General features: G+C 68.6%; 23 protein-coding genes. 18 read left to right on the top strand and 5 right to left on the bottom strand.

The window, feature by feature from the left end:
- Nucleotides 1-42 precede the first annotated feature (42 nt).
- The 3 genes from GV161_RS05045 to GV161_RS05035 are packed head-to-tail and all read left to right on the top strand — an operon-like array spanning nucleotide 43 to nucleotide 3,271.
- Complete coding sequence (locus GV161_RS05045; protein WP_159650779.1) at nucleotides 43-1,014, top strand: thiamine pyrophosphate-dependent dehydrogenase E1 component subunit alpha; 972 nt, start codon at nucleotides 43-45, stop codon at nucleotides 1,012-1,014.
- Nucleotides 1,015-1,016: 2 nt separating this feature from the next.
- Nucleotides 1,017-1,991, top strand: a complete 975-nt coding sequence (locus GV161_RS05040) for an alpha-ketoacid dehydrogenase subunit beta (RefSeq protein WP_152015737.1) — start codon at nucleotides 1,017-1,019, stop codon at nucleotides 1,989-1,991.
- Nucleotides 1,992-2,002: 11 nt separating this feature from the next.
- On the top strand, nucleotides 2,003-3,271 hold the full coding sequence (locus GV161_RS05035; RefSeq protein ID WP_152015738.1) for an acetoin dehydrogenase dihydrolipoyllysine-residue acetyltransferase subunit: 1,269 nt from the start codon (nucleotides 2,003-2,005) through the stop codon (nucleotides 3,269-3,271).
- 10 nt (nucleotides 3,272-3,281) lie between these two features.
- Here the strand turns inward: GV161_RS05035 and GV161_RS05030 are convergent, their stop codons facing one another.
- A complete protein-coding gene (locus GV161_RS05030; RefSeq protein WP_201303134.1) occupies nucleotides 3,282-3,890 on the bottom strand; it encodes a helix-turn-helix transcriptional regulator in 609 nt (202 codons plus the stop codon).
- A gap of 294 nt (nucleotides 3,891-4,184) precedes the next feature.
- On the opposite strand from GV161_RS05030, the gene GV161_RS31315 reads away from it, so the two are divergent.
- From GV161_RS31315 to GV161_RS05010, 5 genes are read left to right on the top strand one after another with little or no spacing between them, the layout of a single operon-like run.
- Nucleotides 4,185-4,313, top strand: coding sequence for a hypothetical protein (locus GV161_RS31315; protein ID WP_280179055.1), 129 nt, complete (start codon nucleotides 4,185-4,187; stop codon nucleotides 4,311-4,313).
- Nucleotides 4,314-4,319: 6 nt separating this feature from the next.
- Nucleotides 4,320-5,654, top strand: a complete 1,335-nt coding sequence (locus GV161_RS05025) for a DUF3137 domain-containing protein (RefSeq protein ID WP_152015740.1) — start codon at nucleotides 4,320-4,322, stop codon at nucleotides 5,652-5,654.
- Complete coding sequence (locus GV161_RS05020) at nucleotides 5,651-6,220, top strand: LemA family protein (protein ID WP_201303133.1); 570 nt, start codon at nucleotides 5,651-5,653, stop codon at nucleotides 6,218-6,220. Before GV161_RS05025 ends, GV161_RS05020 begins: the two co-directional genes overlap by 4 nt.
- Before the next feature lie 34 nt (nucleotides 6,221-6,254).
- Nucleotides 6,255-6,569: a hypothetical protein gene (locus GV161_RS05015; protein WP_152015741.1), complete on the top strand. Its 315-nt coding sequence runs from the start codon at nucleotides 6,255-6,257 to the stop codon at nucleotides 6,567-6,569.
- 12 nt (nucleotides 6,570-6,581) lie between these two features.
- Nucleotides 6,582-9,050: a serine/threonine-protein kinase gene (locus GV161_RS05010; protein WP_152015742.1), complete on the top strand. Its 2,469-nt coding sequence runs from the start codon at nucleotides 6,582-6,584 to the stop codon at nucleotides 9,048-9,050.
- Here the strand turns inward: GV161_RS05010 and GV161_RS05005 are convergent.
- Nucleotides 9,041-9,595, bottom strand: a complete 555-nt coding sequence (locus tag GV161_RS05005) for an ECF-type sigma factor (protein WP_152015743.1) — start codon at nucleotides 9,593-9,595, stop codon at nucleotides 9,041-9,043. The two genes, GV161_RS05010 and GV161_RS05005, sit on opposite strands and share 10 nt — an antisense overlap.
- 248 nt (nucleotides 9,596-9,843) lie before the next feature.
- The gene (locus GV161_RS05000; protein WP_152015744.1) at nucleotides 9,844-10,461 is read right to left on the bottom strand and encodes a TetR/AcrR family transcriptional regulator; all 618 of its coding nucleotides are present in this window, start codon (nucleotides 10,459-10,461) and stop codon (nucleotides 9,844-9,846) included.
- A gap of 108 nt (nucleotides 10,462-10,569) precedes the next feature.
- Here GV161_RS05000 and GV161_RS04995 point away from each other — a divergent pair, with 108 nt between their 5' ends.
- The 9 genes from GV161_RS04995 to GV161_RS04955 all read left to right on the top strand — a co-directional run bounded on the left by GV161_RS04995 (nucleotide 10,570) and on the right by GV161_RS04955 (nucleotide 21,262).
- Nucleotides 10,570-11,262, top strand: a complete 693-nt coding sequence (locus GV161_RS04995) for a PspA/IM30 family protein (protein WP_152015745.1) — start codon at nucleotides 10,570-10,572, stop codon at nucleotides 11,260-11,262.
- Nucleotides 11,263-11,301: 39 nt separating this feature from the next.
- Nucleotides 11,302-11,580, top strand: a complete 279-nt coding sequence (locus GV161_RS04990) for a YiaA/YiaB family inner membrane protein (RefSeq protein ID WP_152015746.1) — start codon at nucleotides 11,302-11,304, stop codon at nucleotides 11,578-11,580.
- Nucleotides 11,581-11,696: 116 nt separating this feature from the next.
- A complete protein-coding gene (locus tag GV161_RS04985) occupies nucleotides 11,697-15,107 on the top strand; it encodes an acyl-[ACP]--phospholipid O-acyltransferase (protein ID WP_152015747.1) in 3,411 nt (1,136 codons plus the stop codon).
- A 5-nt stretch (nucleotides 15,108-15,112) separates the two neighbouring features.
- The gene (locus GV161_RS04980; protein ID WP_152015748.1) at nucleotides 15,113-16,075 is read left to right on the top strand and encodes a hypothetical protein; all 963 of its coding nucleotides are present in this window, start codon (nucleotides 15,113-15,115) and stop codon (nucleotides 16,073-16,075) included.
- Entirely contained in the window at nucleotides 16,072-16,953 is an 882-nt protein-coding gene (locus GV161_RS04975) for a ThiF family adenylyltransferase (protein ID WP_152015749.1), read from the top strand. Before GV161_RS04980 ends, GV161_RS04975 begins: the two co-directional genes overlap by 4 nt.
- Nucleotides 16,950-18,170 (top strand): hypothetical protein, encoded by a 1,221-nt coding sequence (locus GV161_RS04970; protein WP_152015750.1) that lies wholly within the window; start codon nucleotides 16,950-16,952, stop codon nucleotides 18,168-18,170. The genes GV161_RS04975 and GV161_RS04970 overlap by 4 nt, the downstream gene beginning before the upstream one ends.
- Nucleotides 18,167-19,282, top strand: a complete 1,116-nt coding sequence (locus GV161_RS04965; protein ID WP_152015751.1) for a GNAT family N-acetyltransferase — start codon at nucleotides 18,167-18,169, stop codon at nucleotides 19,280-19,282. The genes GV161_RS04970 and GV161_RS04965 overlap by 4 nt, the downstream gene beginning before the upstream one ends.
- Nucleotides 19,283-19,287: 5 nt before the next feature.
- Nucleotides 19,288-20,280: a hypothetical protein gene (locus GV161_RS04960; RefSeq protein WP_244624168.1), complete on the top strand. Its 993-nt coding sequence runs from the start codon at nucleotides 19,288-19,290 to the stop codon at nucleotides 20,278-20,280.
- Between the two features lie 76 nt (nucleotides 20,281-20,356).
- Entirely contained in the window at nucleotides 20,357-21,262 is a 906-nt protein-coding gene (locus GV161_RS04955; RefSeq protein WP_348521250.1) for a polyphosphate kinase 2 family protein, read from the top strand.
- On the opposite strand, the gene GV161_RS04950 is transcribed toward GV161_RS04955, so the two are convergent.
- Nucleotides 21,263-21,955, bottom strand: coding sequence for a TetR family transcriptional regulator (locus tag GV161_RS04950; RefSeq protein WP_152015754.1), 693 nt, complete (start codon nucleotides 21,953-21,955; stop codon nucleotides 21,263-21,265). It lies immediately after the preceding gene.
- A 150-nt stretch (nucleotides 21,956-22,105) separates the two neighbouring features.
- Here GV161_RS04950 and GV161_RS04945 point away from each other — a divergent pair, with 150 nt between their 5' ends.
- Nucleotides 22,106-23,173 carry a Gfo/Idh/MocA family oxidoreductase gene (locus GV161_RS04945; RefSeq protein ID WP_152015755.1) on the top strand — a complete coding sequence of 356 codons (1,068 nt, stop codon included), beginning with the start codon at nucleotides 22,106-22,108 and terminating at the stop codon, nucleotides 23,171-23,173.
- Between the two features lie 26 nt (nucleotides 23,174-23,199).
- Here GV161_RS04945 and GV161_RS04940 read toward each other — a convergent pair whose 3' ends face one another.
- Nucleotides 23,200-23,745, bottom strand: a complete 546-nt coding sequence (locus GV161_RS04940; RefSeq protein WP_159650143.1) for a TIGR02444 family protein — start codon at nucleotides 23,743-23,745, stop codon at nucleotides 23,200-23,202.

Genomic DNA, 23,745 nt, shown 5'->3' with positions numbered 1-23,745 from the left:
CCAAGCGCACGGGAGAAAGCGGCGGCGATGAGGAATTCACCGATGGTGGATGAGCAGCTCGACATGCTCGGGCGGATGGTGGCGGTGCGCCATCTCGAGGAGCGGCTCGGCGAGCTGCACAAGGCCGGCAAGACGCGCGGGCCGATCCATCGCTGCGACGGCCAGGAGGCGGTCGGCATCGGCGCGACCGCGATGCTGGCCGACGATGATCTGCTCACCAGCACCCATCGCGGCCATGCGCATTATGTCGGCAAGGGCGTGGGCTTGCATCCGATCGTCGCCGAGATCCTCGGCCGCGCCACCGGCGCCTGCGCCGGCCGGGCCGGGCACATGCTGATCGCCGACGCGAAGAAGGGGCTGCTCGGCGGCAACGCCATCGTCGGCGGCGGCATTCCGGCGGCGACGGGCTTCGCCGTCTCGCTACAGATGAAGAACCGCGCCGATGGCGGCCAGCGCGTCGCCATGTGCATCTTTGGCGACGGTGCGGCGCAGACCGGCATCTGCCATGAATCGATGAATATCGCAGCGTTGTGGACGTTGCCTGTCGTGTTCGTGCTGGAGCACAACCAGTACGGGCTGACCGCTCATCATTCGACGCAATCCTCGGTGCCCGACCTCTCGGTCCGGGCCGCCGGCTACGGCATGCCGAGCGAGATCGTCGACGGCAACGACGTCATCGCCGTCCATCGCGCCGTCGGCGCCGCGGTCGAGCGGGCGCGGCGCGGCGAGGGACCCTCGCTGATCGAGGCCAAGACCTATCGCATGGTCGGCTTCTCGACGAGCGATGTCGGCGGCTACCAGACGGATGAGGACCTTGCCCTCTGGCGCGAGCGCGACCCGATCATGCTCGCCCGCGCCATGCTGGCCGACGCCGTTCCGGCCGAGCGGCTCGACGCGGTCATGGCGGCGGCGCGTGCGGAGGTCGATGCGGCCGTTGAGCAGGCCCTGGACGATCCGCTGCCCAGCTTCGCCGAGCATGCGCCGAGCGCGCCCTATACCGTTGCGGGAGCCTGACCATGGCGATGATGCGTTATGCCGAGGCGCTGCGTTCGGCGCTGCGCGAGGAGATGCAGCGCGATCCATCCGTCTGGCTGATGGGCGAGGACATCGCCGTCTATGGCGGCGTGTTCAAGGTTTCCAAGGACCTGATGGAGGAGTTCGGGCCTGAACGCGTGCGCGACACGCCGATCTCCGAGCAGACGCTGACCGCGATGGCAGTGACAGCGGCGATGGCCGGCACCCGTCCGGTGCTTGAGATCATGTATGCCGACTTCCTGCCGCTCAGCATCGATGCGCTGATGAACCAGGCCTCGATCTACAACTACATCTGGAACGGCCAGGTCACGATGCCCTTCGTGCTGCGCACGCAAGGCGGCGGCGGAGCCGGCGCCGGCGCTCAGCATTCCAAGAGCCTGGATGCGCTCGTCGCCCATATCCCCGGACTCAAGGTGGTCGCCCCCGCGACGGCGGCGGACGCCAAGGGCCTGCTCAAGGCGGCGATCCGCGACGACCATCCGGTGATCTTCCTGGAGCACAAGCTGCTCTACAACACGCGCGACGAGGTGCCGGATGGCGACCATCTCGTCGAGATCGGCAAGGCGCGCATCGCCCGCGCCGGCAGCGACGTCTCGATCATCGCCTCCTCGAAGATGGTGGTCGACGGGCTGAAGGCGGCCGACGAACTGGCCAAGGAGGGCATCTCCGCCGAGGTGGTCGATTTGCGCACGCTGCGCCCGCTCGATCGCGAGACGATCAAGGCGTCGATCACCCGCACGCACCATGCCGTGGTGGTCAACGAGGGCTGGCGCTTCTGCGGCTATGCCGCCGAGCTCAGCGCCACGATCATGGAGAGCTGCTTCGACGATCTCGACGCCCCGGTCGAGCGCGTCGCGACCCACGACATCCCGATCCCCTACAGCGAGCCGCTGGAAAGCACCGTCCTGCCCGATGCCAACAAGATCGCCGCGGCGGCGCGCCGGGCCCTGGCCTGAGGGAGGGCGGCATGAGCCATGAGATCACGCTCGCCGGCGGTGCCGGCGAATATATGGAGAGCGCGACCGTCGTCTCCTGGTCGGCCAAGGTCGGCGACCCCGTCAAGGCTGGCGACGTCGTCGTCGTGGTCGAGACGGCCAAGGCCGCGACCGAGATCGAAGCCGGGTGCGACGGCGTCCTTGCCGCGATCCTGGCGCCGGAAGGGGCGGAGGTCGGCATCGGGGCGGTGCTCGGACGCATCGCCGACAGCCTTGCTGCGGATGAGGTGGCCTTTGCCGCGTCGCAGCCGGCTATTGCAGTGCCGGAGGCTATGGTTCCCAACGCACTGGCCAAGGCCGAGACGGCCAGCCGGCGCATCAGCATCTCGCCGCTGGCCCGGCGGCTGGCGCGCCAGGCTGGTCTCGACACATCCGGCATCGCCGGCACTGGGCCGGGTGGGCGGATCAAGAGCCGAGACATCGAACGGGCCCTGCAGGAGCGGACGGAAGCCGCACCGGCGACTGCCCCCGTCGCAGTCGTGCACTCGCCTGTCGTGGCGAAAGCCGGCCCGGCCGTTCCGCTAGTGCTGCTCCATGGTTTCGGCGCCAATGCCGCGGCCTGGAACATGGTGCGGCCGCATCTCGATGGGCGCCCGGTGCTGACGCCGGAGCTGCCCGGCCACGGCCGGGAACCTGCGTTGGAAACGCCATCGCTGGAAGAGCTCGCCGAAGCGGTGCTCGGCCAGATCGAGGCCAGCGGCGCGCGCGAATGCGATCTCGTCGGGCATTCGCTCGGCGGCGCCGTTGCGGCGGTGCTGGCGGCGAACCAGTCGGTGCGGGTGCGCTCGCTGACGCTGATCGCTCCGGCGGGGCTGGGGCCGGAGATCGATAGCGGATTTCTCGCCGGCTTCCTCTCGGCGCGGACGGCGGAGAGCCTGGCGCCCTGGCTGGAGCGGCTCGCGGCCGATCCCGCCCGGCTGCCGCGCGGTTATGCCCAGGCGATGCTGCGCGAGCGCGAACGCTTCAGCGTCGGCGTGGCGCAGGCCGAAATCGCGCAGAAGCTGTTTCCGGATGGGACGCAGGCGATCAGGATCACTGCCGATCTCGACCGCTTCGCCGGGTCGCTCAAGGTGATCTGGGGCAGGGGCGATCGCATCATCCCGCAAAGGCATCAGGACGAATTGCCCAGCCATGCCGCCTGCCACCGGCTCGCAGGCGTCGGGCACATGCCCTATCTCGAAGCGCCGGCTCTCGTGGCGCAACTGATCCTGCAGAACGTGCGGAGCGCCGAGGCGAGCTGATGCGCCAGGCTTAGTGGCCGTAGCGCGCGACGAGGCAGGCGAACTCGCTCTGCCGGTGCGTATCGGTCTTGGCGAGGATGCGCTGCAGATGGGTTCGCACCGTCGTCGGCGCGACGCCGAGCTTGCGTGCCGCCTGGATGGTGTTCTCGCCGAGGAGGAGGCGCTCGGCAACGCGCGTCTCGGCGCCGGTCAGGCCGTGGTCGCGGGCGACATCGGCGAGCTTGCGGTCGATCGCGCCGGTCTGCTCCTGCATCACCACGACGAAGCGGGCGGGTTCGGCCGCATCGTTGCAATCCTCCGCCAGCGAGATGGCGAGCGCGAAGCTGCTGCGGCCGTCGCGATAGGACAGGCGCAACTCCGCTTCCGGTGTCGCGAGCCGGACCCAGCGCTGCAGGCGGCTGTTCAGCTCTCGGTCGCGGGTCGCAAAGCGCAGCGCGGAGATGATGCCGGCCCAGGTCAGCGCCAGCGCCGCGGCGTTCATTCGCTCGACGCGTAGTTCGGCGTCGAGGGTGAAGACGCAGATCGCATCCGCCGCCGGAGCCGGCCGCTCCCGCAGCTGCGGCATCCGGCAAGCGGGGCGGGAGGCGCTGCTGCTGGCGTAGATCTCGGTGATCGACATGGAATTCTGCTCCGGTGCTGATGGTCTCAGCGACGGAAACGGAAGCGCGCGGCGAATCCGGACACGCAGTGGGGTGAAATTTTCCAGCAGCGTCGTGCCGGCTCCTCGATTTGGAGGACGCGGCGGCCTCGTCATGCCGGTAATCACTGGAGCAAGGCCGTATCTCGGTCCCTCCAGGCGCGTGCGCCGTCATTGCCGCCAGTCGGTGGCACGCGCCGGGCATCCGGCCTCCTTCATGCGAAGGACGCCGGATGCCTGCGGAGGGCTTTTCCTGGACGACAGGGCGCGTGTTCAATGGTCGACGCGCTGGAATTCCGGGGCCTTGCCGCATTGGAGGAGCTGATGACCATGCCCGGCACGCCCGCCATCCATCCGTACAGCCGCGGCGGCCCGGCTTCGCCGTTGTGCGGTGCGCCGGGCTGAATCGTCATGACCGACCCCGCCCGCCAGACTGGACAGAGCGCCAAGCCGCGGCGCTACACCGCCGTCGAGACGCGGCAGGCGCAGCGCAAGGTCGGCCGCTATGGCGGCTGCCTGATGATGGCGCTGTTCGGCATCCCGCTTTTGATCGTGGCGATCGTGATGTCGGCGGGCTTCCTCGGCCCGGTCGCGGGCATGCTTCTGGTCATCATCGCCGTGATCGTCGGCCTCTTCTACAACCTGCTTCAGACTTCGCTGGTTCTGCTGATCCCGAGCGCGGTCCTCGCTGCGCTGGCCTATGCCATCTACCGGCACTATCACCTGCCGGTGGCGATGGCGTCGGCCGATACAGGCGCACGCTTCGCCGCCGAGATCGCGCGGCTGAACGGGCTGCGGCTGGAGGCTGCCAGGGATACCCGCCGCCGCGTGATGCTCTATGTGCCGATGGGTCTGGCGCTGGCCATGATTGTCCTCGTCATGCCAGGCCGGGGCGGCAGCAAGTCCGGCATGCTCGCCGAGTGGCTGCTCGTCCCTTTCCTGCTCGGCTTCGCCATCGCCGTGCCCTGGCTGATCGCGCTGAGCATTCCCGGGGGCCGCTATGCGAAGGCGTTCAAGCGCGAATTGATGCCGCTGCTGCTGCGGCGCCATGGCGAGCTGCGCTATGTCGAGGGCGCCGTGCCGGCGGTCGGCGATCTCGCTACGAGGGGACTCTTGCCGCGGCACGACCGGGCGGAGATCGACGATGCCATCGCCGGCCGCTATGCCGGCTACGAATTGCGCCTGAGCGAGATCGAGCTCGAACGCAGGAGCGGCAAGAACAACAGCACGGTGTTCAACGGCCTCCTGCTCGTGCTCGCGGTCGACACGCCCTTCCTCGGCACGACCATGGTGCTCGACAAGAGCCGCCCGGCTCCGTCCGGCCTGATGTCGGTCAGGCTGGAGGACCCGCGCTTCGCCTCGATCTACGATGTCTACGGCAACGACCAGGTCGAGGCACGCACCGTGCTGACGCCGGCGGTGATGGAGCGGCTGCTGTCGATGGCCGATGGTGGTGACTTCTTCCCGCCCTCCTGCCTGGTCGAGCGCGATAGCATCACCTTCGCCGTCGCGCAGACCGGAACGCGCCTGCTCTTCGAGCCGCCGAGCCTGCAGGCGCACGACGCCGCGACGCAGCTGCAATATCTCGAAGGCGAACTCGCGTTGGTGTTCCGCCTGGTCGATGCGATGATCGCCATGCATGTCGCGGTCAAGCCGGGCGGCACGATGCCTCCCGGCACATCCTTCTCCGAGCGGCCGGCTGAGCCGCCGGGCGATCCCTCATCCTCAAAGGGCCCGACGCCGTGACCGCTTTCCTGTTCCTCATGCTCGGCCTCGGCGTCGCGCTGTATCTCTGGTACGCGGCGATCGTCAGGCGCCGGAACGCCGTGGGCGAAGCGCTCGGTTCGATCGATGCGCAGCTGCAGCAACGCCACGACCTGATCCCCAATGTGCTCGCCATCGCCCGCCGCTTCCTGGAGCATGAGCGTGGCCTGCTGGAGGAGCTGACGGCATTGCGGGCGCGGGCCATGCCGAAGCTCGGCGAGCGCGACTTCGCCAGCGTCGCAGAGAAGTTCCGGACGGAAGAGGCTATCTCCGCCGACCTGACCCGGCTCTTCGCCGTGGCGGAGAATTATCCCGAGCTGACCTCCTCGGCGCCGATGGTCGAGGCGCAGCGCAGCTATGACGAGGTCGAGGCCAACATCGCCGCCGCTCGCCGCTTCTACAACAATGCCGTCGGCGATCTCAGGAATGCGGTGCAGGTCTTTCCCGGGTCGCTGGTGGCAGGGCTTGCGGGCGTGCGCGATTTGCCGCCCTTCTTCGAGGCGGCCGAGGCGGCGCGCCAGCCGGTCAAGGCGAGCGATCATCTCTAAGGGGGATGCGATGCGGATATCCGGGACCATTGCCGTGGCGTTCGTCACCTGCCTCGCGGCAGGCGCCACCGGGGCGGCCGAGGCGCTACCGAAGCTCGTCGGCCAGGACTACGGCAAGGCGCGCGCGGCCCTGCTGCGACAGGAGTGGCGGCCGGTTGCGTTGCCCGATGCCGATCAATGCATGGCCGGCGACAAGCGCTGCGCCGGGCGGCCGGAAATGTATGTCTGCGCCGGCACGGGTCTTGGCCAATGCGTCTTCGTCTGGCGCCGCAAGGCGGTGGTGATCGACGTGATGACCGAGGGCGAGGAGCGCCCGGTCGTGCGCTATGTGCGCCCGCGCAAGGACTGAACGGACGGCCTCATGAACCAGCGCGTCGATCTCGACCGGGAGCAATGGGCCGCGATCCGCGACCTGTTCGATGCGCTCGCCGAGGCTACGCCGGCGGAACGCGAACGCGCCTTGGCGGAAAGCCGGCAGCCGGCGGCGGTCATCGCCGAAGCCAAGGCGCTGCTCGCGGCGGCCGATGGGGCCGGCGATTTCATGCAGGCTGATGCGGGCCTGCTCGCGGGCGTGCCGGCGCCGGAGGTGCCGTATCAGTCGCTGCCGGCCGGAGCGCGGGTCGGCGCCTTCTCGATCGTGGCGCTGATCGGCCGGGGCGGGCAGGGCGAGGTCTACCAGGCCGAGCGCTGGCAGGGCGGCTTCGAGCAGAATGTCGCGCTCAAGTTGCTGCGTCCGGAGGCGGCCGAGCAATTCGCCCGCTTCGAATATGAGCGCCAGGTCCTCGCCGGCTTCGAGCATGCCGGCATCGCGCGCCTGGTCGATGGTGGCAAGGCGCCGGATGGGCGGCCCTATCTCGCCATGGAGTTCGTCGCCGGCACGGCGATCACGCGGCATTGCGCGGAGGCGGGTCTCCCACTCGATGCGCGGCTCGACCTGTTCGAGCAGGTCTGCGAGGCCGTCGCCTATGCGCATCGCAACCTCGTCGTCCATCGCGACCTCAAGCCGTCCAATGTGCTGGTGACGCCGGAGGGCCAGGTGAAGCTGCTCGATTTCGGCGTCGCCCATGCGCTGGAAGCGCCTGGCCAGACGCTGATGACGCAGGTCGTGTTCACGCCAGATTATGCCGCGCCTGAGCAGTTCGAAGGGCGCAACCCGACGACGGCGACCGATGTCTATGCGCTCGGTGCGATCCTGTTCGAATTGCTCACCGGCCGGCCGCCCTGGCAGTTGGCGAATTCGGCCTTCGCCGGGGCGATGCGCGTGATGCAGGACCAGCCGCCGCTGCCGAGTCGGGCCGCGGCCGAGCGCGAGGGTGCTCCGGTCCCGCCGGAGCAGCTGCGCGGCGATCTCGACGTCATCGTGCAGAAGGCGATGCGCTACGAGGCAGGCGAGCGCTATCAAAGCGTCGACGAACTCGCGGAGGATCTCCGGCGCTTTCGCCGGCTGGAACCGATCGCGGCGCGGCGCGGCGAGCAGCTCTACCGCATCCGCCGCTTCCTGCGCCGCAACCGGACGCCGCTGATCGCGGCCGGGCTGCTGCTGGCGGCGCTCGGGGCCGGCGTGGCCGGCGTCGTCATGCAGATGCGCCGGACCGAGATCGCCCGGCTCGCCGGCACCGCCGAGAACGAGCGCGCCACGGCGCTGCGCGACGGCTTCATGCTGCTGCTGCGTGCGGCGTCCCAGGGCGGCGGACCCGGTTTCGCCTCGGCGCGGCAGGTGCTCGATGCTGCCGCAGCGCAGTTGCAGCGCGAGGGCGATGCCCATGCGCCGCTGCTGCTGCGGACCCTGGCCGAGCTCTATGGCGAGATCGGCGATCCGCGCACGGCCATCAGGCTGATGGAGCGCTATGCCGAGCAGGTGCGCGGCAGCGCCGGCCGGCTGGCCGAAGCACAGCTGGCGCTGGCCGGCTACCGCTTCCAGCTCGGCGAGCGCGACAAGGCGCAGGCCGCGCTGTCCGAGGCGAAGCGCTTCTTCGAGAGCGAGCCGGCCCGCCATCCCAAGCAATTGGCGGAACTCGCCGGGGTCGAGGCCGGGCTGCTGCGCGAGGCCGGGAAGCGCCCGGAGGCGATGGCGCGGCTGCGGACGGCGATCGCCGAACTGACCGCCCTGTTCGGCCGCGACAATGGCGAGATCGCGACGCTGCAGCACAATCTCGCGCTGCATGCGCTGGAGGCCGGCCAGATCGAGGTGGCGGCGCAGGCGCTCGACGAGGCCGAGCGCGTGCTGGCGGCATCCGGGCGCGGCCGTTCGGTGATCGCAACCGGCGTGCTCAACCTGCGGGCCGCGCTGGCACTGCGCCAGGGCGATGCGGCCGGTGCCGAGACGCTATGGCGCCGGGCGGCCGAGCGGCAGCGGCGCGACTATGGGCCTTCGCTCGCTCTGGCCGCGATCGAGCTCAATCTCGGCCGGCTGATCATGGCCGGCAGCCGCTTCGCCGAGGCGATGCCGATTCTCGAAGGGGCGCTGCGCATCGCTGCTCCGCTCGCGGGCGAGAGCAACCCTGTCACCATCATGCTGCGCCAGAGCCGCGCCACCGGGCTGATGGTGCAGAACCGGCTCACCGAGGCGCAGGGCGAGATCGACCAGGCGTTGCGGGCGGCGCAGACCGCCTTCGGCGAGCGCCATCCCTATGTCGGGATCGGGCTCGGGGCGCGTTCGCAGATCCTGCTGGCGCGGGGCGATCCCGGCGCGGCCAGGCAGTCGCTCGAACAGGCGGAAGCCATCCTGCGCGAAGCCGGCACCGCCGGCGCGCCGCATCTCGCCGAGCTCGGCCCGACGCGCGCGCTGATCGAGGAGGCCCTGCGCGCAAAGGCGTCGCGTCAGCCCTGAAGCTCGCGATAGAGCCAGGCGCGGGCCTGGAGCCAGTCGCGCCTGACGGTGCGATCGCTGATGCCGAGGATGCGCCCGGTCTCCTCCTCGCTGTAGCCGGCGAAGAAGCGGCATTCGACGACCTTGACCAGGCGTGGATCGATCGCTTCGAGCGCGGCGAGCGCCTCGCTGATCCGGACGACCTCGTCGTCGCCTGCTGCCGGAAGATCGTGCTCATCGTTGAGCGGCAGGGGACGCTGGCCTTCGCCGCGCTTCTGGCTGAGCCGGGCGCGGGCGGCGTCGACGAGCGCGTGCCGCATGGCGGTCGCGGCGCTCGCCAGGAAATGCGCCTCGCTGGTCCAGCCGGCGCTCTGGCGCAGCTTGAGATAGCTCTCGCTGACCAAAGCCGTGGTCTGCAAGGTCAGCGGCTTGCCGGCGCGCAGACGTTCGCGATGCGCGATCCTGCGGAGCTCCTGATAGAGCGCATCGGTCAAGGCATCGAGCGAGAGGCTGGGGTCGGCGGCCGTCATCGCCGCGACGATAGTGATGCAGGCCGGGCGCTGCAACGCGGCGGAGATGCTGGTCAGGCGATTGCTTGCAAGGCTGGCTCATCCCCTTCCCCCCGCTTGCGGTGGGGAAGGGTTAGGGATGGGGGCCGCAAAGTAGGGCTCGGGACTTTTTCCAATCCGACGCCGAGCGGCACTGCCCCCCACCCGACCCTCCCCACCGCAAGCGGGGGGAGGGCTTGCGCATGCCGGCAACGGCGGAGAAAGCCTTCAAGTGATTGCCTTGGACCGCCGGTGACAAGCGTAGCTCAGGAGGGCGAGGCGAGGCCCCGGCAGACCAGACGGACCAGACCCTCGATCTGGCGGTCGAGATCGCGGCGCGGCACGGCGATCAGCTTCTCCTCCAGGCCGATCGCGACGACGCCATGGACGGCCGAGAACAGGGTCCGGCTCATCAGCATCCGCTCCGGCTCGGCTCGATCCGGCAGCAGCACGCTGAGCGGCTCCAGGATATGGCGGAACAGCGTCATCTGCTCGCTCACCGCCCAATCCGGCACCGTCGCGCCCTCGGCCATGCGGTGCTCGAACAGGACGCGCCAGAGCTGCAGGTTGTCGCGGGCGAAGGCGCAATAGGCGAGCGCGACTGCGACCAGCCTGTCGGTGGCCTCGTTAGCGGAGGCCGGTGCATCATCGCTCTCGGCCGCGCTCAGCGCCGCGTCGAGCCGTGCCAGCGTGCGCGAGCCGACACGCAGGACGAGTTCGTCCATGTCATCGACGAGATTGTAGATCGCGCCGAGCGCGCAGCCGATCTCCTGTGCCAATTCGCGCGCCTTCAGGCCGGGCAGGCCCCTCTCGGCGATCGCCTTCTCTGCCGCATCGATCAGCTGGATTCGCTGCCGCTCGCGGCGCTCTGCCGTCGTGGTCATTCCGTCGATCTCAAAATTTGTGAACATTGTTCAAAATATCTCTTGAACGCCGTTCATGGGTGGATTATGCATGTCCTCGTGAACAACGTTCATAGCAAGGAAGCGTCAATGTTCAAGATGTTTCTCACCTTTGTCCGCGGCAGCGCCGCCATTGCCGAGGAGCGCTTTGCCGATCGCAACGCGCTCCTCATCCTCGACCAGCAGATGCGCGATGCCGCCGGCGCCTTCGAGCGTGCCAAGAAGGCGCTCGCGGTCGCGATCGCGCAGGACCGGCAGGAGAGCGAGCGGCTCGCCGCGAGCCATGCCCGCATCGCCGATCTGGAGAACCGGGTCGCCGCGGCGCTCACCGCCGGCGACGACGTCCTGGCCCGTGAGGGCGCGGAGGCTATCGCCGCTTTGGAGGCCGACCGCGATGCGGCGGCGGGCGCGCAGGCGCTGTTCGCCGCCGAGATCGTCCGCCTGCGCCGCCATGTCGGCCAGGCCCAGGCGCGGATCGCCGAGCTGGATCGCGGCCGGCGTCTCGCCCGCGCCTCGGAAGCGGTGCGCCAGATGCGCCAGGGCCGCATCGAGACCGGCCCCGCCTATGAATCGACGTTGGCCGAAGCCGAGCAGACGCTGAAGCGCCTGCGCGAGCGTCAGGTCGAGGCCGAGGCGGCCGAGACCGCACTCGACGAACTCGACGGCGCGGCCGCCGCCTCGGTTACCGAGAAGCTCGCAGCCAAGGGCTTCGGTCCCAGGCTGCGGAGCACCGCCGACGATGTGCTGGAGCGGCTGCGCAGCTGCCAGCTCCAGGCGAATTGACCTCTTTCATCTGCAAAGGCACCCGACGGGAGAACAGCCATGAACCAGAATGCACAGCCCCATAGCGGCGCTTGGGTCAGCTTCACCTACGCCTCGTTCTTCGCCGCCGCGGCCATGGTTGGCGCCGGCGTCCTGTTCCTGCCGCTCGACTGGTGGGCCAAGGGCTATCTCGCCATGGGCTGCGTGATGCTCGTCCAGTCCTGCATCACCATGACCAAGACGGTCCGCGACATGCACGAGGCGTCCAAGCTGGTGAACCGGATCGAGGATGCCCGCACCGAGCGCCTGCTGATGGATGCCGGCAAGCCGGCTCTGTGAGTTTTGCTGCTCGGCCCGCAAGTCCCGCTTAACCGCAAACCGAGATCGGCCGGCGCAGGCAAGAGTTGCTAAAGCCCGGCCGGTGCAACCTCACCGTCCCTTCCCGTGAGATCGCCATGTTCGACACATTGATGCTGAAGCGGCGCTTCGCCCCGCTGTTCTGGGCGCAGTTCTTCTCAGCTTTCAACGACAATTTCCTCAAGAACGCGCTGGTCTTCATCATCCTCTACAAGCTCGCCGGCTCGCATGGCGAAGCGCTGGTGACCCTGGCGGGCGGGCTCTTCATCGCACCCTTCTTCCTGCTCTCGGGGGTCGGCGGCCAGATGGCCGACCGCTTCGACAAGGCGCTGATGGCGCAGCGGCTGAAGCTCGCCGAGATCGGCGCGGCGGCGGTCGCGGTGCTCGGCTTCACCCTGCCTTCCGTGCCGGTGCTGTTCGTCGCGCTTGTCCTGTTCGGCGTGATCGCGGCGCTGTTCGGCCCGATCAAATACGGCATCCTGCCCGACCATCTGAAGCGCGAGGAATTGCCGGCCGGCAACGCGCTGATCGAGGGCGCGACCTTCATCGCCATCCTGCTCGGCACCATCGCCGGCGGCCTCACCGCGCGTGAAGGCGGCGATGCCGCGCAGCTCAGCCTGCTGATCCTGGTCTTCGCGCTGGCCTGCTGGGTCGCGACCCTGTTCATCCCGAAGACCGGGCCGGCGGCGCCCGACCTCGTCGTCGACCGCAACATCCTGCGCTCGACCCGCGATCTCCTGAAGGATCTCTGGGGCGATGCCCGGCTGTGGCGCACCGGCGTCATGGTCTCGCTGTTCTGGCTGATCGGCGCGGTGGTGATGTCGCTCTTGCCCTCGCTGGTGAAGAACGGCATGGGCGGCACCGAGATGGTCGTCTCGACCTATCTCGGCATCTTCGCCATTGCGATCGCGGTCGGCTCCGGCATCGGCTCTTTCCTGTCGAGCGGGCGCATCGTGCTGCTGCCGGTGCCGGTCGCCGGCGTGGTGATGGGCCTGTTCGCGCTCGATCTCGGCTGGGCAGTCTCCGGCGTCGTCGCGCATCAGCCGGCGCAGGATATCGGCGCCTTCTTCGCAGGCCCCTCCGCCTGGCGCGTCGGCATCGACCTCGCCGGCCTCGCCATCGCCGGCGGCGTCTTCGTCGTGCCGTCCTTCGCGGCGGCGCAGGCCTGGGCCCCGGCCGAGAAGCGCGCCCGCATCGTCGCCGCCGTCAATGTGCTCTCGGCCGCCTTCATGGTCGCCGGCGCCGTCGTGGTCGCGCTGCTGCAGGCGGCGGGCCTGACGCTCAGCCATCTCTTCCTGCTGATCGGCGTCCTCACCATCGCGGCGTCCGTCTGGATCCTGCGGACGCTGCCGACCAATCCGCTCAGCGACTTCCTCTCGATCCTGTTCCGCGCCTTCTACCGGGTCGAGGTCAGCGGCCGCGAGAACATCGCCAAGGCCGGCGACAACGCGATCATCGCGCTGAACCACGTCTCCTTCCTCGATGCGGCGCTGGCGCTCTCGATCCTCGACAAGGAGCCGGTCTTCGCCATCGACCACGGCATCGCCCAGCGCTGGTGGGTGAAGCCCTTCCTGAAGCTGACCCGCGCCATGCCGCTCGATCCGGCGCGGCCGCTGGCGACGCGCTCGCTGATCAACGCCGTGAAGAACGGCGAGAGCCTGGTGATCTTCCCGGAAGGACGCCTCACCGTCACCGGCAGCCTGATGAAGGTCTATGACGGCGTCGGCATGATCGCCGAGAAGTCGGGCGCGCAGGTCGTGCCGGTGCGGATCGAGGGGCTGGAGGCGACGATCTTCTCGCGCCTGACCCGCGAGCAGGTGCGCCGGCGCTGGTTCCCCAAGGTGCGTGTCACCGTGCTGGAGCCGGTCTCGCTGAGCGTGCCGGAGGAGCTGAAGGGCAAGCCGCGGCGCCAGGCGGCGGGTGCGGCGCTCTACCAGATCATGTCCGACCTGATCTTCAAGACCACCGACATCGACCGCAGCGTCTTTTCGGCGGTGGCGGAAGCGGCGGTGGTCAACGGCAAGGGCCGCGTCGCGGTCGAGGATCCGATCACCGGCAGCCTGACCTATAAGCGCCTGTTGATCGGCGCCGAGGTGCTCGGCCGCAAGCTGATGCCGCTGGCCGGCAAGGGCGAGGCGATCGGCGTGATGCTGCCCAACGCCAATGGCGCGGCGGTGACGCTGCTCGGCCTGATGTCGGCGGCGCGCGTGCCGGCGATGATCAACTTCACGGCCGGCGCCACCAATATCGCCGCAGCCTGCAAGGCGGCGCAGGTCAAGACGATCGTCACCTCGCGCGCCTTCGTCGAGAAGGGCCGGATGGGGCCGCTGATCGAGGCGCTGCAGGCGGATGTCCGCATCGTCTATCTGGAAGACGTGCGCGCTACGGTCACGACCGGCGACAAGCTTTGGGCGCTCTGGCACCACGGCACGCCGATCGAAGAGGCCAAAGGCTCGGATCGCGCGGCGATCCTGTTCACCTCGGGCTCGGAGGGAGCGCCCAAGGGCGTGGTGCTCTCGCACCGGAACATGCTGGCCAATGCGGCGCAGGCCGCGGCCCGCATCGACTTCGGCCGGCGCGACAAGGTCTTCAACGTGCTGCCGGTGTTCCATTCCTTCGGCCTGACGGCGGGGCTCGTCCTGCCGCTGGTCTCGGGCGTGCCGGTCTATCTCTACCCGTCGCCGCTGCACTACCGAATGGTGCCGGAGCTGGTCTATGGCTGCAACGCCACCATCCTGTTCGGCACCGACACCTTCCTCACCGGCTATGCCCGCGCCGCGCACCCCTACGATCTGCGCTCGTTGCGCTACATCGTCGCCGGCGCCGAGCCGGTGAAGGACACGACGCGGCGGACCTATGCCGAGAAGTTCGGCCTGCGCATCCTGGAGGGCTACGGCGTGACCGAGACCGCGCCGGTGCTGGCGCTGAACACGCCTATGTTCAACCGCTTCGGCACGGTCGGTCGGATCATGCCCGGCATGGAAGCCAGGCTCGAGCCGATGCCGGGCGTCGAGGAGGGCGGCCGGCTGCATGTCAGCGGCCCGAACATCATGCTGGGCTATCTCAAGTCGGAGAATCCAGGCGTGCTCGAGCCGCCGCCCGAGGGCTGGCACGACACCGGCGACATCGTCGTGATCGACAAGGACGGCTTCGTCACCATCAAGGGCCGGGCCAAGCGCTTCGCCAAGATCGCCGGCGAGATGGTCTCGCTCGCCGCGGTCGAGGCGCTCGCCGCCGAATGCTGGCCGGGCGTGCTCTCCGGCGTCGCCAGCCTGCCCGATGCCCGCAAGGGCGAGCGGCTGGTGCTGGTGACGCAACAGAAGGACGCGACGCGCGCCGCCTTCCAGGCCTTCGCCAAGGGCAAGGGCGCCGCGGACCTGATGATCCCGGCCGAGGTGATGGTGGTGCCGGCCGTGCCGGTGCTCGGCTCCGGCAAGCTCGACTTCGCCGGCATCTCCAGGCTGGTGAAGGAGCGTGCCCAGGCTCCGGTCGCTGCCGTGGTGGCCTGAAGGCGATGCTCGGCTTCTGGTTGAAGGCACTCAGGCGGCCAACGCTCGACCTTACGCTCGCGACCGCGCCCGGTTTGACGACGCGGATCATCGAGCGGCCGGGCGTTGTGCTCGACGATGCCGAGCTCGCGGCGCTGGTCGAGCAGTTGCGGACCGTGGCAGGGCGGACGCTGGCGCAGGGCGCGCTGACCTATGGCGTCTTCTCCGGCGAGCGCGAGCGCCTGAGCCAGAGCATCGTCACCCTGATCAGCGAGACGGCGACCGGGCGACCGGTCGCCTTCAACGCCCTGGCGCAGATGCAGCTCTCGCTGAACGGCGAGCCGGAGCAGGTCACGCATCTCGGGCTCGTCATGGTCGATCCCGAGGTGCGCGGGCGCGGCCTCTCCTGGGTGCTCTACGGCCTGACCGTGCTGGTGCTGTTCGTGCGCGGGGGCCTGAGGCCGCGCTGGATCTCGAATGTGACGCAGGTTCCGAGCGTGGTCGGCATGGTCTGCGAGACCTTCTCCGACGTCTATCCTTCGCCGGATGCCGGCAGCCGCCAGAGCTTCGCGCACCTCTCACTCGCCCGGCAGATCATGCGCGGGCACCGCCATGTCTTCGGCGTGGGGGAGGAGGCCGGCTTCGAGGAGGCGCGCTCGGTCATCACCGACGCCTATACCGGTGGCTCGGACGATCTGAAGAAGAGCTTCGAGCAGGCGACCCAGCATCGCGAGCCGCGCTACAACACGTTCTGCCGGGAGACGCTGGACTACGAGCGGGGCGACGACGTGCTCCAGCTCGGCCGCATGGATCTGGCGGCGGCGCGGAGGTACCTGCTCGGGCAGGTTCCGCGCGCCTCGCTGCCCGGTCTGATCGGCGCTTCCGCCTTCCTCCTGCTGCAGCGGCTGGTGCTGCCCTTGCTGCACTGGCTCGACGATACCAGGCGTTTCGGCACATTGCGTCCACGCGCCGCCAGGACGAAGCCATGATTCCCGGATTCAGCTACGAGCTCTTCACCACCCGCAATATCGGCTTCGTCACGGAAGTAGAGCAGGCGCGGCTGCAGCAGGCGACGATCTTCGTCTGCGGCGTCGGCGGCATGGGCGGGGCCGCTTTCATGGCACTGGTCCGGGCCGGGATCGGCCGCTTCATCATCGCCGACATCGACGTCTTCGAGGTCTCGAACCTGAACCGGCAGGTCTTCGCCAATGCCGGCACGGTCGGCCAGCCCAAGGCGGAAGCCGCCGCCGAGGCGGCGCGCGCGATCAATCCGGAGATCGAGATCGAGGTGCTCGGCGCCGAATGGGCGGAGCGCCTGCCGGAGATCGCGGGGCGCTGCAAAATCATCGTCAACGGCATGGACGACATCGCCGCCGGCCTGCACCTCTACCGCACGGCGAAAGCGGCCGGCGCCAGCGTGATCGACGCCTATATGGCGCCGCTCCCCTCGGTGATCGTGGTCCGGCCGGAGGATCCGCGCCCGGAGGAGCGGCTCAGCTTCCCGACCCTCGGCAAGGATTGGCGCACGCTCAGCGAGGACGACAAGCGCGCGGCGATGCTGTGCGAGGTCACACATGTGATGCTGCATTCGCGCTCGCGCCATCATGTCGATCTCGCCATTGCCGGCGAGGTCGCGGCCGGCCGGCGCAGCCGGATGTCCTTTGCGCCGATGGTGATCACCACCGGCATGATGATGGCCTATGAGACGATTGCGCTGGCGCTCGGCAAGCGCACCGGCACCGATTGCCGCGGCTGGTTCTTCAACCCTTATCGGCCGGCGGTCGAGCGGCCCCTGCCGGCGCCGGTCGCGGCGCTGCTGAAGCCCTTCGTCGTGCGAGCGCTCAAGCAGATGGTGGCCGGGCCATGAATGGCGGCTTCGCCAACCCTGCCTTGGTCGCCGATTCCATCGTCGACATCTGCGGCGCGCTCGGCCTTGCCGTCGCCATGCTGACCTTGCGCCGGCGCGATCCACGCGGGGCGCTGACGACGCGTTTTCTCCTGGCGATGGGGCTCGTCGCTGCGCTCTTCCTGCTGCGCGGCCTCGGCTGGTGGAGCGGCAGCGTCCTGCTGGAGCGATTGGCGCTGTCCTGCGCCGCGCTGTTCCCGCTGGGGGCGCTGATCGTCACCGAAGGCATGCTGCGCCGGCATGCGCCGCGTGTCGGCAAGATCGCCGTGCTCGCCGGCTCCGGCCTGCTCGTGCTCGGCAGCCTCATCGGCCTTGCCGATCATCCCTGGGCCTATGACCTGGCGCTGGCCGGCTTTCAGTTCGTCACGGTCGCCTTTTGCGGGCTGCTGCTGTTCCGGCGCGATCCGGCTTCGCTGACCGAAGCGGAGAATACGAGTGTCTGGCGGCTCGGGCTCTGCGCCTTCCTGATCCTGCCCTTCGCGCTCAGCGATTTCCGGGGGCTGCTGCCGGATATGCCGGTCCGGCTTGGCGGTGTCGGCGCATTGCTGCTGGTTTCGATCGTGCTCGTGACCGGCGGCGCAGCGCCGACGCGCCGGCAAGGTTTCGTCCTGCTCGGCCTGCGTGTCGCGGCGGCATTGCTGCTGGGCGCAGCTGCCGCACATGTCACGCCCGGCGCCGACCTCGCCCATGGCGTCAGGCTCTGCGCCGTGACACTTGCCGGCGTTCTCGCGATCGCGCTCGCGGTCGATGCGCTGTCGAGTTCATTCGACGCGACTGCGCCCGGCGTCCTCGGCTCGCTCGCCCGCTCGCGCGCCGAGACGCGAGAGACGCTGATCGCCCAGCTCGCCGGGCACCCGCTGTTCAGCAGCGCCCGCCGGCTCGGCGAGGCCGAGCTCGGCGATTACGACCCCGCCGTCCTGAAGCCGGCGCTGCGCGAGATCAGCGTGCTCCATGCCTCCGGGCGAAGCTGGCCCTGGCCGTCGACCGAGCCGGCCGCCGAACGGCTCGCGGCCTTGATGGCGGCCCATTCCGTCAGCCATCTGCTCGTGCTCGGCGAGGAGCCGCTCGACCTGCTGCTGGTCACCGTGCCGGTGGTGTCGGACGATCCTGCGACCGAGACGGCGCTGGCGCTGGTGCGCCGGCTCCTGGCGAGCGCACCGAGCAAGGTCCCGGCATGATCGAGATCACCAGCAACGACCGCAAGGCAGCCTTCGCCGTCACGGCCGAGGTCTATCCGGCGGACAGCCCGTATGTGCCGCCGATGTGGTCCGATTTCGACCGCATGCTCGATCCCGCGCGCAATCCGCTGGTCAAGAACGGGCATGGCCGTTTCGAGTTGTTCACGGCGCTGAGGGACGGGCGACCGCTCGGACGCATCGTCGCTGCGATCCACGACGCCTCGAATGCGCGCCATGGCACGGCCCGGGCCCAGTTCGGCTATTTCGACTGCACCGATGGTGTCGAAATCGCTTCGGCTCTGCTCGGCGCTGCCGAGAACTGGGCGCGCGAACGCGGCATGGCGGAGCTCGTCGGCAACTTCAACCTGACGGCGATGCAGCAGGCCGGCGTCGTCACAGGCGGCTTCGAGAACGCGCCCTTCACCGACATGATCTTCAGCCCGCCGCATGTCGCGCGGCTGCTCGAAGCGAACGGCTATGCCCCGACCTTCCCGATGACGACCTTCCGGATCGCGCTCGCCGAGGTCGATCCCTCCGGCCTGCTCGGCGAGAAGCAAAGGGCGATCCTCGCCGATCCCGATTACCGCTGGATGCCGATCGACCGCCGGCATTTTGCCGAGCGGCTGGAAGAGTCGCGTCTCATCCTCAATGACGGCTTCGACGCCAATCCGATGTTTGTGCCGCCCACGGCGGAAGAATACCGCTTCCAGGCCGGCGACATGATGTGGGTGATCGACAAGCGCATCTCGACCGTGGTCCACCACAAGGGCGAGCCGGTCGGTGCGATCATCGCGATCCCCGACCTCAACCCGCTGGTGAAGGCGGCCGGCGGGCGGATCGGCCCGAGCTTCCCCTTGCGCTTCCTCTGGCATCGCTGGAGCAACCGGCGCGCCGTCATCGTCTACCAGTCGGTCAATCGCGCCTTCCATAATCACGGGCTCAACGGCGCCATGCTCTACAAGGTGACGAGCGCATTGAAGGCGGCGGGCTATGACGAGCTCGGCGGCACCTGGATCGCCGACGTCAACGGGCCGAGCCTCAGGCAAGCCGAGAAGGCGGGGGCAAAGCCGCTGCACCGGCTGCACCTCTTCGCCAAGAGCCTACGGGGCTGACGATGATGCTCGACCGGCCCCTGCTCGAAGAGCTGCTTGCCGAGGCCCGGCAGGCACCGAGCGTCCACAATATCCAGCCGACACGCTGGCGGCTCATTGGCGGCGATGAGCTGCTCCTGCTGGAAGACGTTGCGCGGCGCCTGCCGGCAGCCGATCCGTCAGGGCACGATGTCCGGCTCTCGCATGGCGCTGCGATCGAGGGGCTGTCGCTGGCGCTCGGCCGGCGCGGTTTGAGGATCGCGCAGATCGAGCCGCTGACCGATGCCACGGCGTCGGATGGCTTGCAGCCGATGGCGCGCATCACCATCGCAGCGGGCGGCGAACTCGATGGGCTGGCGGATTTCGTCTCCACCCGGGCGAGCTGGCGCGGCGGCTTCCGCCCGGTCGATCAGGCTGGCGAGGCGGCGTTCTACATGTTCTCCGCCATGGCCGGCGATGTGAAACTGGTCCGCGGCGCGGAAGCCGTTGACGCGATCGCAGGGATCGCCGACGAGGCCGGCTTCCACTTCCTCTGCGACGACGCCCATCGAGCCGAATTGCTGCGCTGGATGCGGCTATCGCGATCTGATCCGGCTTACCAGCGAGATGGGCTCAGCGCCGAGGCGATGGCGATGCCGGGCGTGGTCGCGTTCGCGACCAGGCTGGTGCTCGGCCCGCTGTTTTCGCCGCTGCGTCGGCTGGGTCTTGCCGCGACGCTGGTGAGCGAGCGCGGCAAGTTCGCGAACTCCGCCGTCGCACTTTTCCATCGGCCGGATGGCGAGGACCCGCTCGCGACCGGGCGCGCCTTCTACCGCGCCTGGTTGATGATGACGGCGCAGGGCCTCGCCGCCTGCCCGGTCTCGGTGCTGGCCGACTGGCCGGCGAGCAATCGGCAACTTATCGAGCGACATGGCGTTCCCGAAGGGCGGCGTCTGGTCAACGTCTTCAGGCTCGGGCAGCCCGATGGCGCGCCTGCGGGAGAGCGAGCCAGGCTGCCGGTATCGGAGCTGATCGTCTGATCGCAGTCGCAAGGCTGGACAATCGGCGACGGCACGACAGATTGAACACAGGTTTTTCTGCGAGAGGATGCCAGGCATGCTGCCGGACGAGATGGTCAAGCGCTTCAGGGTCACGGATGGCGACGATTTCAAGCTGAAGCATTTCGACCCCGGTGAGACCTGCGGCCTCGACCTCGACAAGGACGGCGCGCGCGATCTGCTGCAGACCGGCGTCAGGCGCCTGCGCGAGCTGCAGGAACGGCTCTTCGCCGAACGGCGCTGGTCGGTGCTGATCGTCCTGCAGGCGATCGATACCGCCGGCAAGGACGGGACGATCGAGCACGTCATGTCCGGCGTCAATCCGCAGGGCTGCGAGGTCACCTCCTTCAAGGCGCCGAGCTCGCTGGAGCTGCGCCATGACTTTCTCTGGCGCACCGCCTGCGCGCTGCCGGAACGCGGCGAGATCGGCATCTTCAACCGCTCCTATTACGAGGAGGTGTTGGTCGTCCGCGTCCATGAGGAGCTGCTGCGCAAGCAAGGCCTGCCGCCCAAGCTGATCGGCAAGCATGTCTGGCGCGATCGCTTCGAGAGCATCCGCGATTTCGAGAAGCATCTGGCGCGCAACGGCACTGTCGTCCTGAAGTTCTTCCTCAACCTGTCGAAGGACGAGCAGCGCCGGCGCCTGCTGGCGCGGATCGACGAGGCCGACAAGAACTGGAAGTTCGATGCGGGGGATCTCGCCGAACGCAAGCATTGGGACGACTACCAGGATGCCTACCAGGACGCGATCGCCGAGACCGCGACCAAGCATGCGCCCTGGCATGTCGTTCCCGCCGACAACAAATGGTTCACCCGGCTGATCGTCGCGGCGGCGATCGTCAACCGCCTCGAGAAGCTCGATCCGCAGTTTCCCGTGGTCGACGACGAGGCACGCAAGGTGATGGCGAAGGCGCGCAAGGAACTGCTCGCCGAGGATGACGGGCGCAAGCGCCGGGGAGATTAGTCAGCTGCCGCGGGCAGGGGAGGCCTCGTCGCTGCGAACATAGCGCCAAAGCACCTCGGCGATCTCGGCCCGCTGGCGGGCCTTCGCCTCGAGCGAGGACATGTCCCAGCGGAACTGCGCCTCGAAGGTATGGCGGTTCGCCACCGAGAAGATCGACAGGGCGTTCAGTGTGGCATGGAGCACGTGGGCCTCGATCTCCGGCCTGATCGCCCGAAGACCTTTACCCTTGGCGAGCACGCGCTCGATCTGGCCGATGATCGGCCTCGTCATTTGCTGGAGCGTCTCGCTGCTGGCGACATGCCGGCCGCGATGGATGTTCTCGATTGCGACGAGGCGGACGAATTCCGGGTTGGCCTGGTGAAAGTCGAAGGTGAATTCGGCGAGCCGGCGGATCGCCGCCTCCGGTTCGAGAGTTTCGAGATGCAGGCTCTCCTCCGCCTGGCGCATCCTGCCATAAGCCATCTCCAGCACGGCGATGAAGAGCTCTTCCTTCGAGTTGAAGTAGTAGAAGATCAGCCGCTTGGTGATCCCGGCCCGCGCGGCGATGGCGTCGGCATTGGCGCCGAGCAACCCGTTCTCGGCGAACTCCTCGAAGGCGATCTGCAGGATCTCGGCCTTGGTCTTCTCGCGATCCCGGCGGCGAACCTTGGCCGGTTCGCTGCTTGCCGGCTTGCGCGTGGTCACTGCCTTCATCCCGCGATCCCGATTGCCCGTTCCGATGCGGGCGTTCTTGTTACCCGATCCCGCGTCGCTTGACAGTAATTATCCATGTGGATAATTACTGTCAATTATCCGGCCAGTTAATTAAGGCTGATCGGAGTGGTCATAGGGAGCGAGGAGAGCATGACGACCATCGCAATCGGCGTGATCGGCGCAGGGCTGATCGGGCGCAAGCACCTGGCCAAGATCGCCGCGCATCCCGACTTCGAGCTGGCGGGAATCGCCGACGTCAATGCCGAGCAGGTCGCGGCCCAGAATCCCGATGCGCGCGTCTTCGCCGATTATCGCGCAATGCTCGACGAAGCCCGGCCGGCCGCCGTGATCATCGCCTCGCCCAACCAGCTCCATGCCGAGAACGGTATCGAATGCGCCCGCCGCGGCATCCACATCCTGATCGAGAAGCCGGTCACGGACACGCTGGAAACGGCGACTGCGCTGATCGCGGCGACCCGGGCCGCCGGTATCCGCTCGCTGGTCGGCCATCATCGCCGCCACCATCGCCAGGTCGCAACCTTGCGCTCCCTGCTGAACGAGGGCCGGATCGGCGATCTTGTCGGCGTCTCCGCGATCTGGGCGGTGCACAAGCCTGAAGCCTATTTCAGCGCGGCGCCCTGGCGGACGCAGGCCGGCGGCGGGCCGGTGCTGATCAACCTGATCCATGAGATCGACTTCCTGCGCTTCTCGGTCGGCGAGATCGTCGCGGTCGGCGCCGTCCTCTCCAATCGTCGCCGCGGCTTTGCCGTCGAGGACACGGCCGGCGTGCTGATCGAGTTCGAGAATGGGACGATCGGCACCTTCTTCGTCAGCGACAGCGCCGTCTCGCCCTGGACCACCGAGCAGGGCGTCGGCGAATCCCCGGAGTTCCCGTTCAGCGGCGAGAGCAGCTATCGCTTCATGGGCAGCCGCGGCGCGCTCGAATTCCCCAATCTGGTGCAGTGGACGCAGGCCGGCGAGACGCCGAGCTGGAACCTGCCGATCCAGGCGCAACGGATCCATGCGCCGACGCTCGATCCCTATATCGCCCAGCTCGACCATTTCCGCGATCTGGTCCGGGGGAAGGCCGCTTCGTTGCAACCGGTCGAGGACGGCGCGCGCACGCTGATCGCGACGCTCGCCGTGGCCGAGGCCGCCGCGAGCGGGCGGCGGATCGATCTGCGCGAGCGCTACGCGACGCTGCTTCCGCCGGCGTAGGGCGTTCGCCGGCCATCGCCAGGGGACTAGCGGTCCGCGGGGCTCCCGGTCACGCCGCGGTTGCGGACGACGGTGTCCCGCGCGGTCGCCAGGGCGGAGAGGGCGATGCCGATCGTGCGTTCGCTCCCTTGCTGCGAGCCGTCCTTGCTGAGCAGCAAGCCGAGCACCTCCTGCATCGGCAGGCCGGGGCTCGGCTCACGCCGGCCCAGCCATTGCTCGGTCATGGCGAGCTGGATTTGTTCAGCGAGAAGCTCGGCTGCCTTGACCTTCTCCCGCAGGAGCTGCCGCTCCTCGGGAAAGCCATCCCTCGGCGGTTTGAGGACACGGCGGATCTCGCGCAGCGGCAGGACCGTCGCTGCCCGCCATTCGGTCGTCTGCCGGTCGAGCTCAGCGACATCCTCTGACGAGAGCGGCTGCCGCAGGGCAAGATCGGCATAAGTCGCTGTCAGCAACTGGATCACATCGAGCCCGGCTTCGTCCTGCAAGGTCAGGCAGGCTTCGGCGACGCTGGGCAGCGCATAGAATTCCAGCGCGAAGCGCCAGAGCGGGCCGTCGAGGTCGAGCTTGCTCAT

The sequence above is a fragment of the Bosea sp. 29B genome, assembly GCF_902506165.1.
Taxonomy (GTDB): Bacteria; Pseudomonadota; Alphaproteobacteria; order Rhizobiales; family Beijerinckiaceae; genus Allobosea.
The sequence above is the reverse complement of the archived record's forward strand: the minus strand, read 5'-3'. Positions and strand labels throughout refer to the sequence as shown.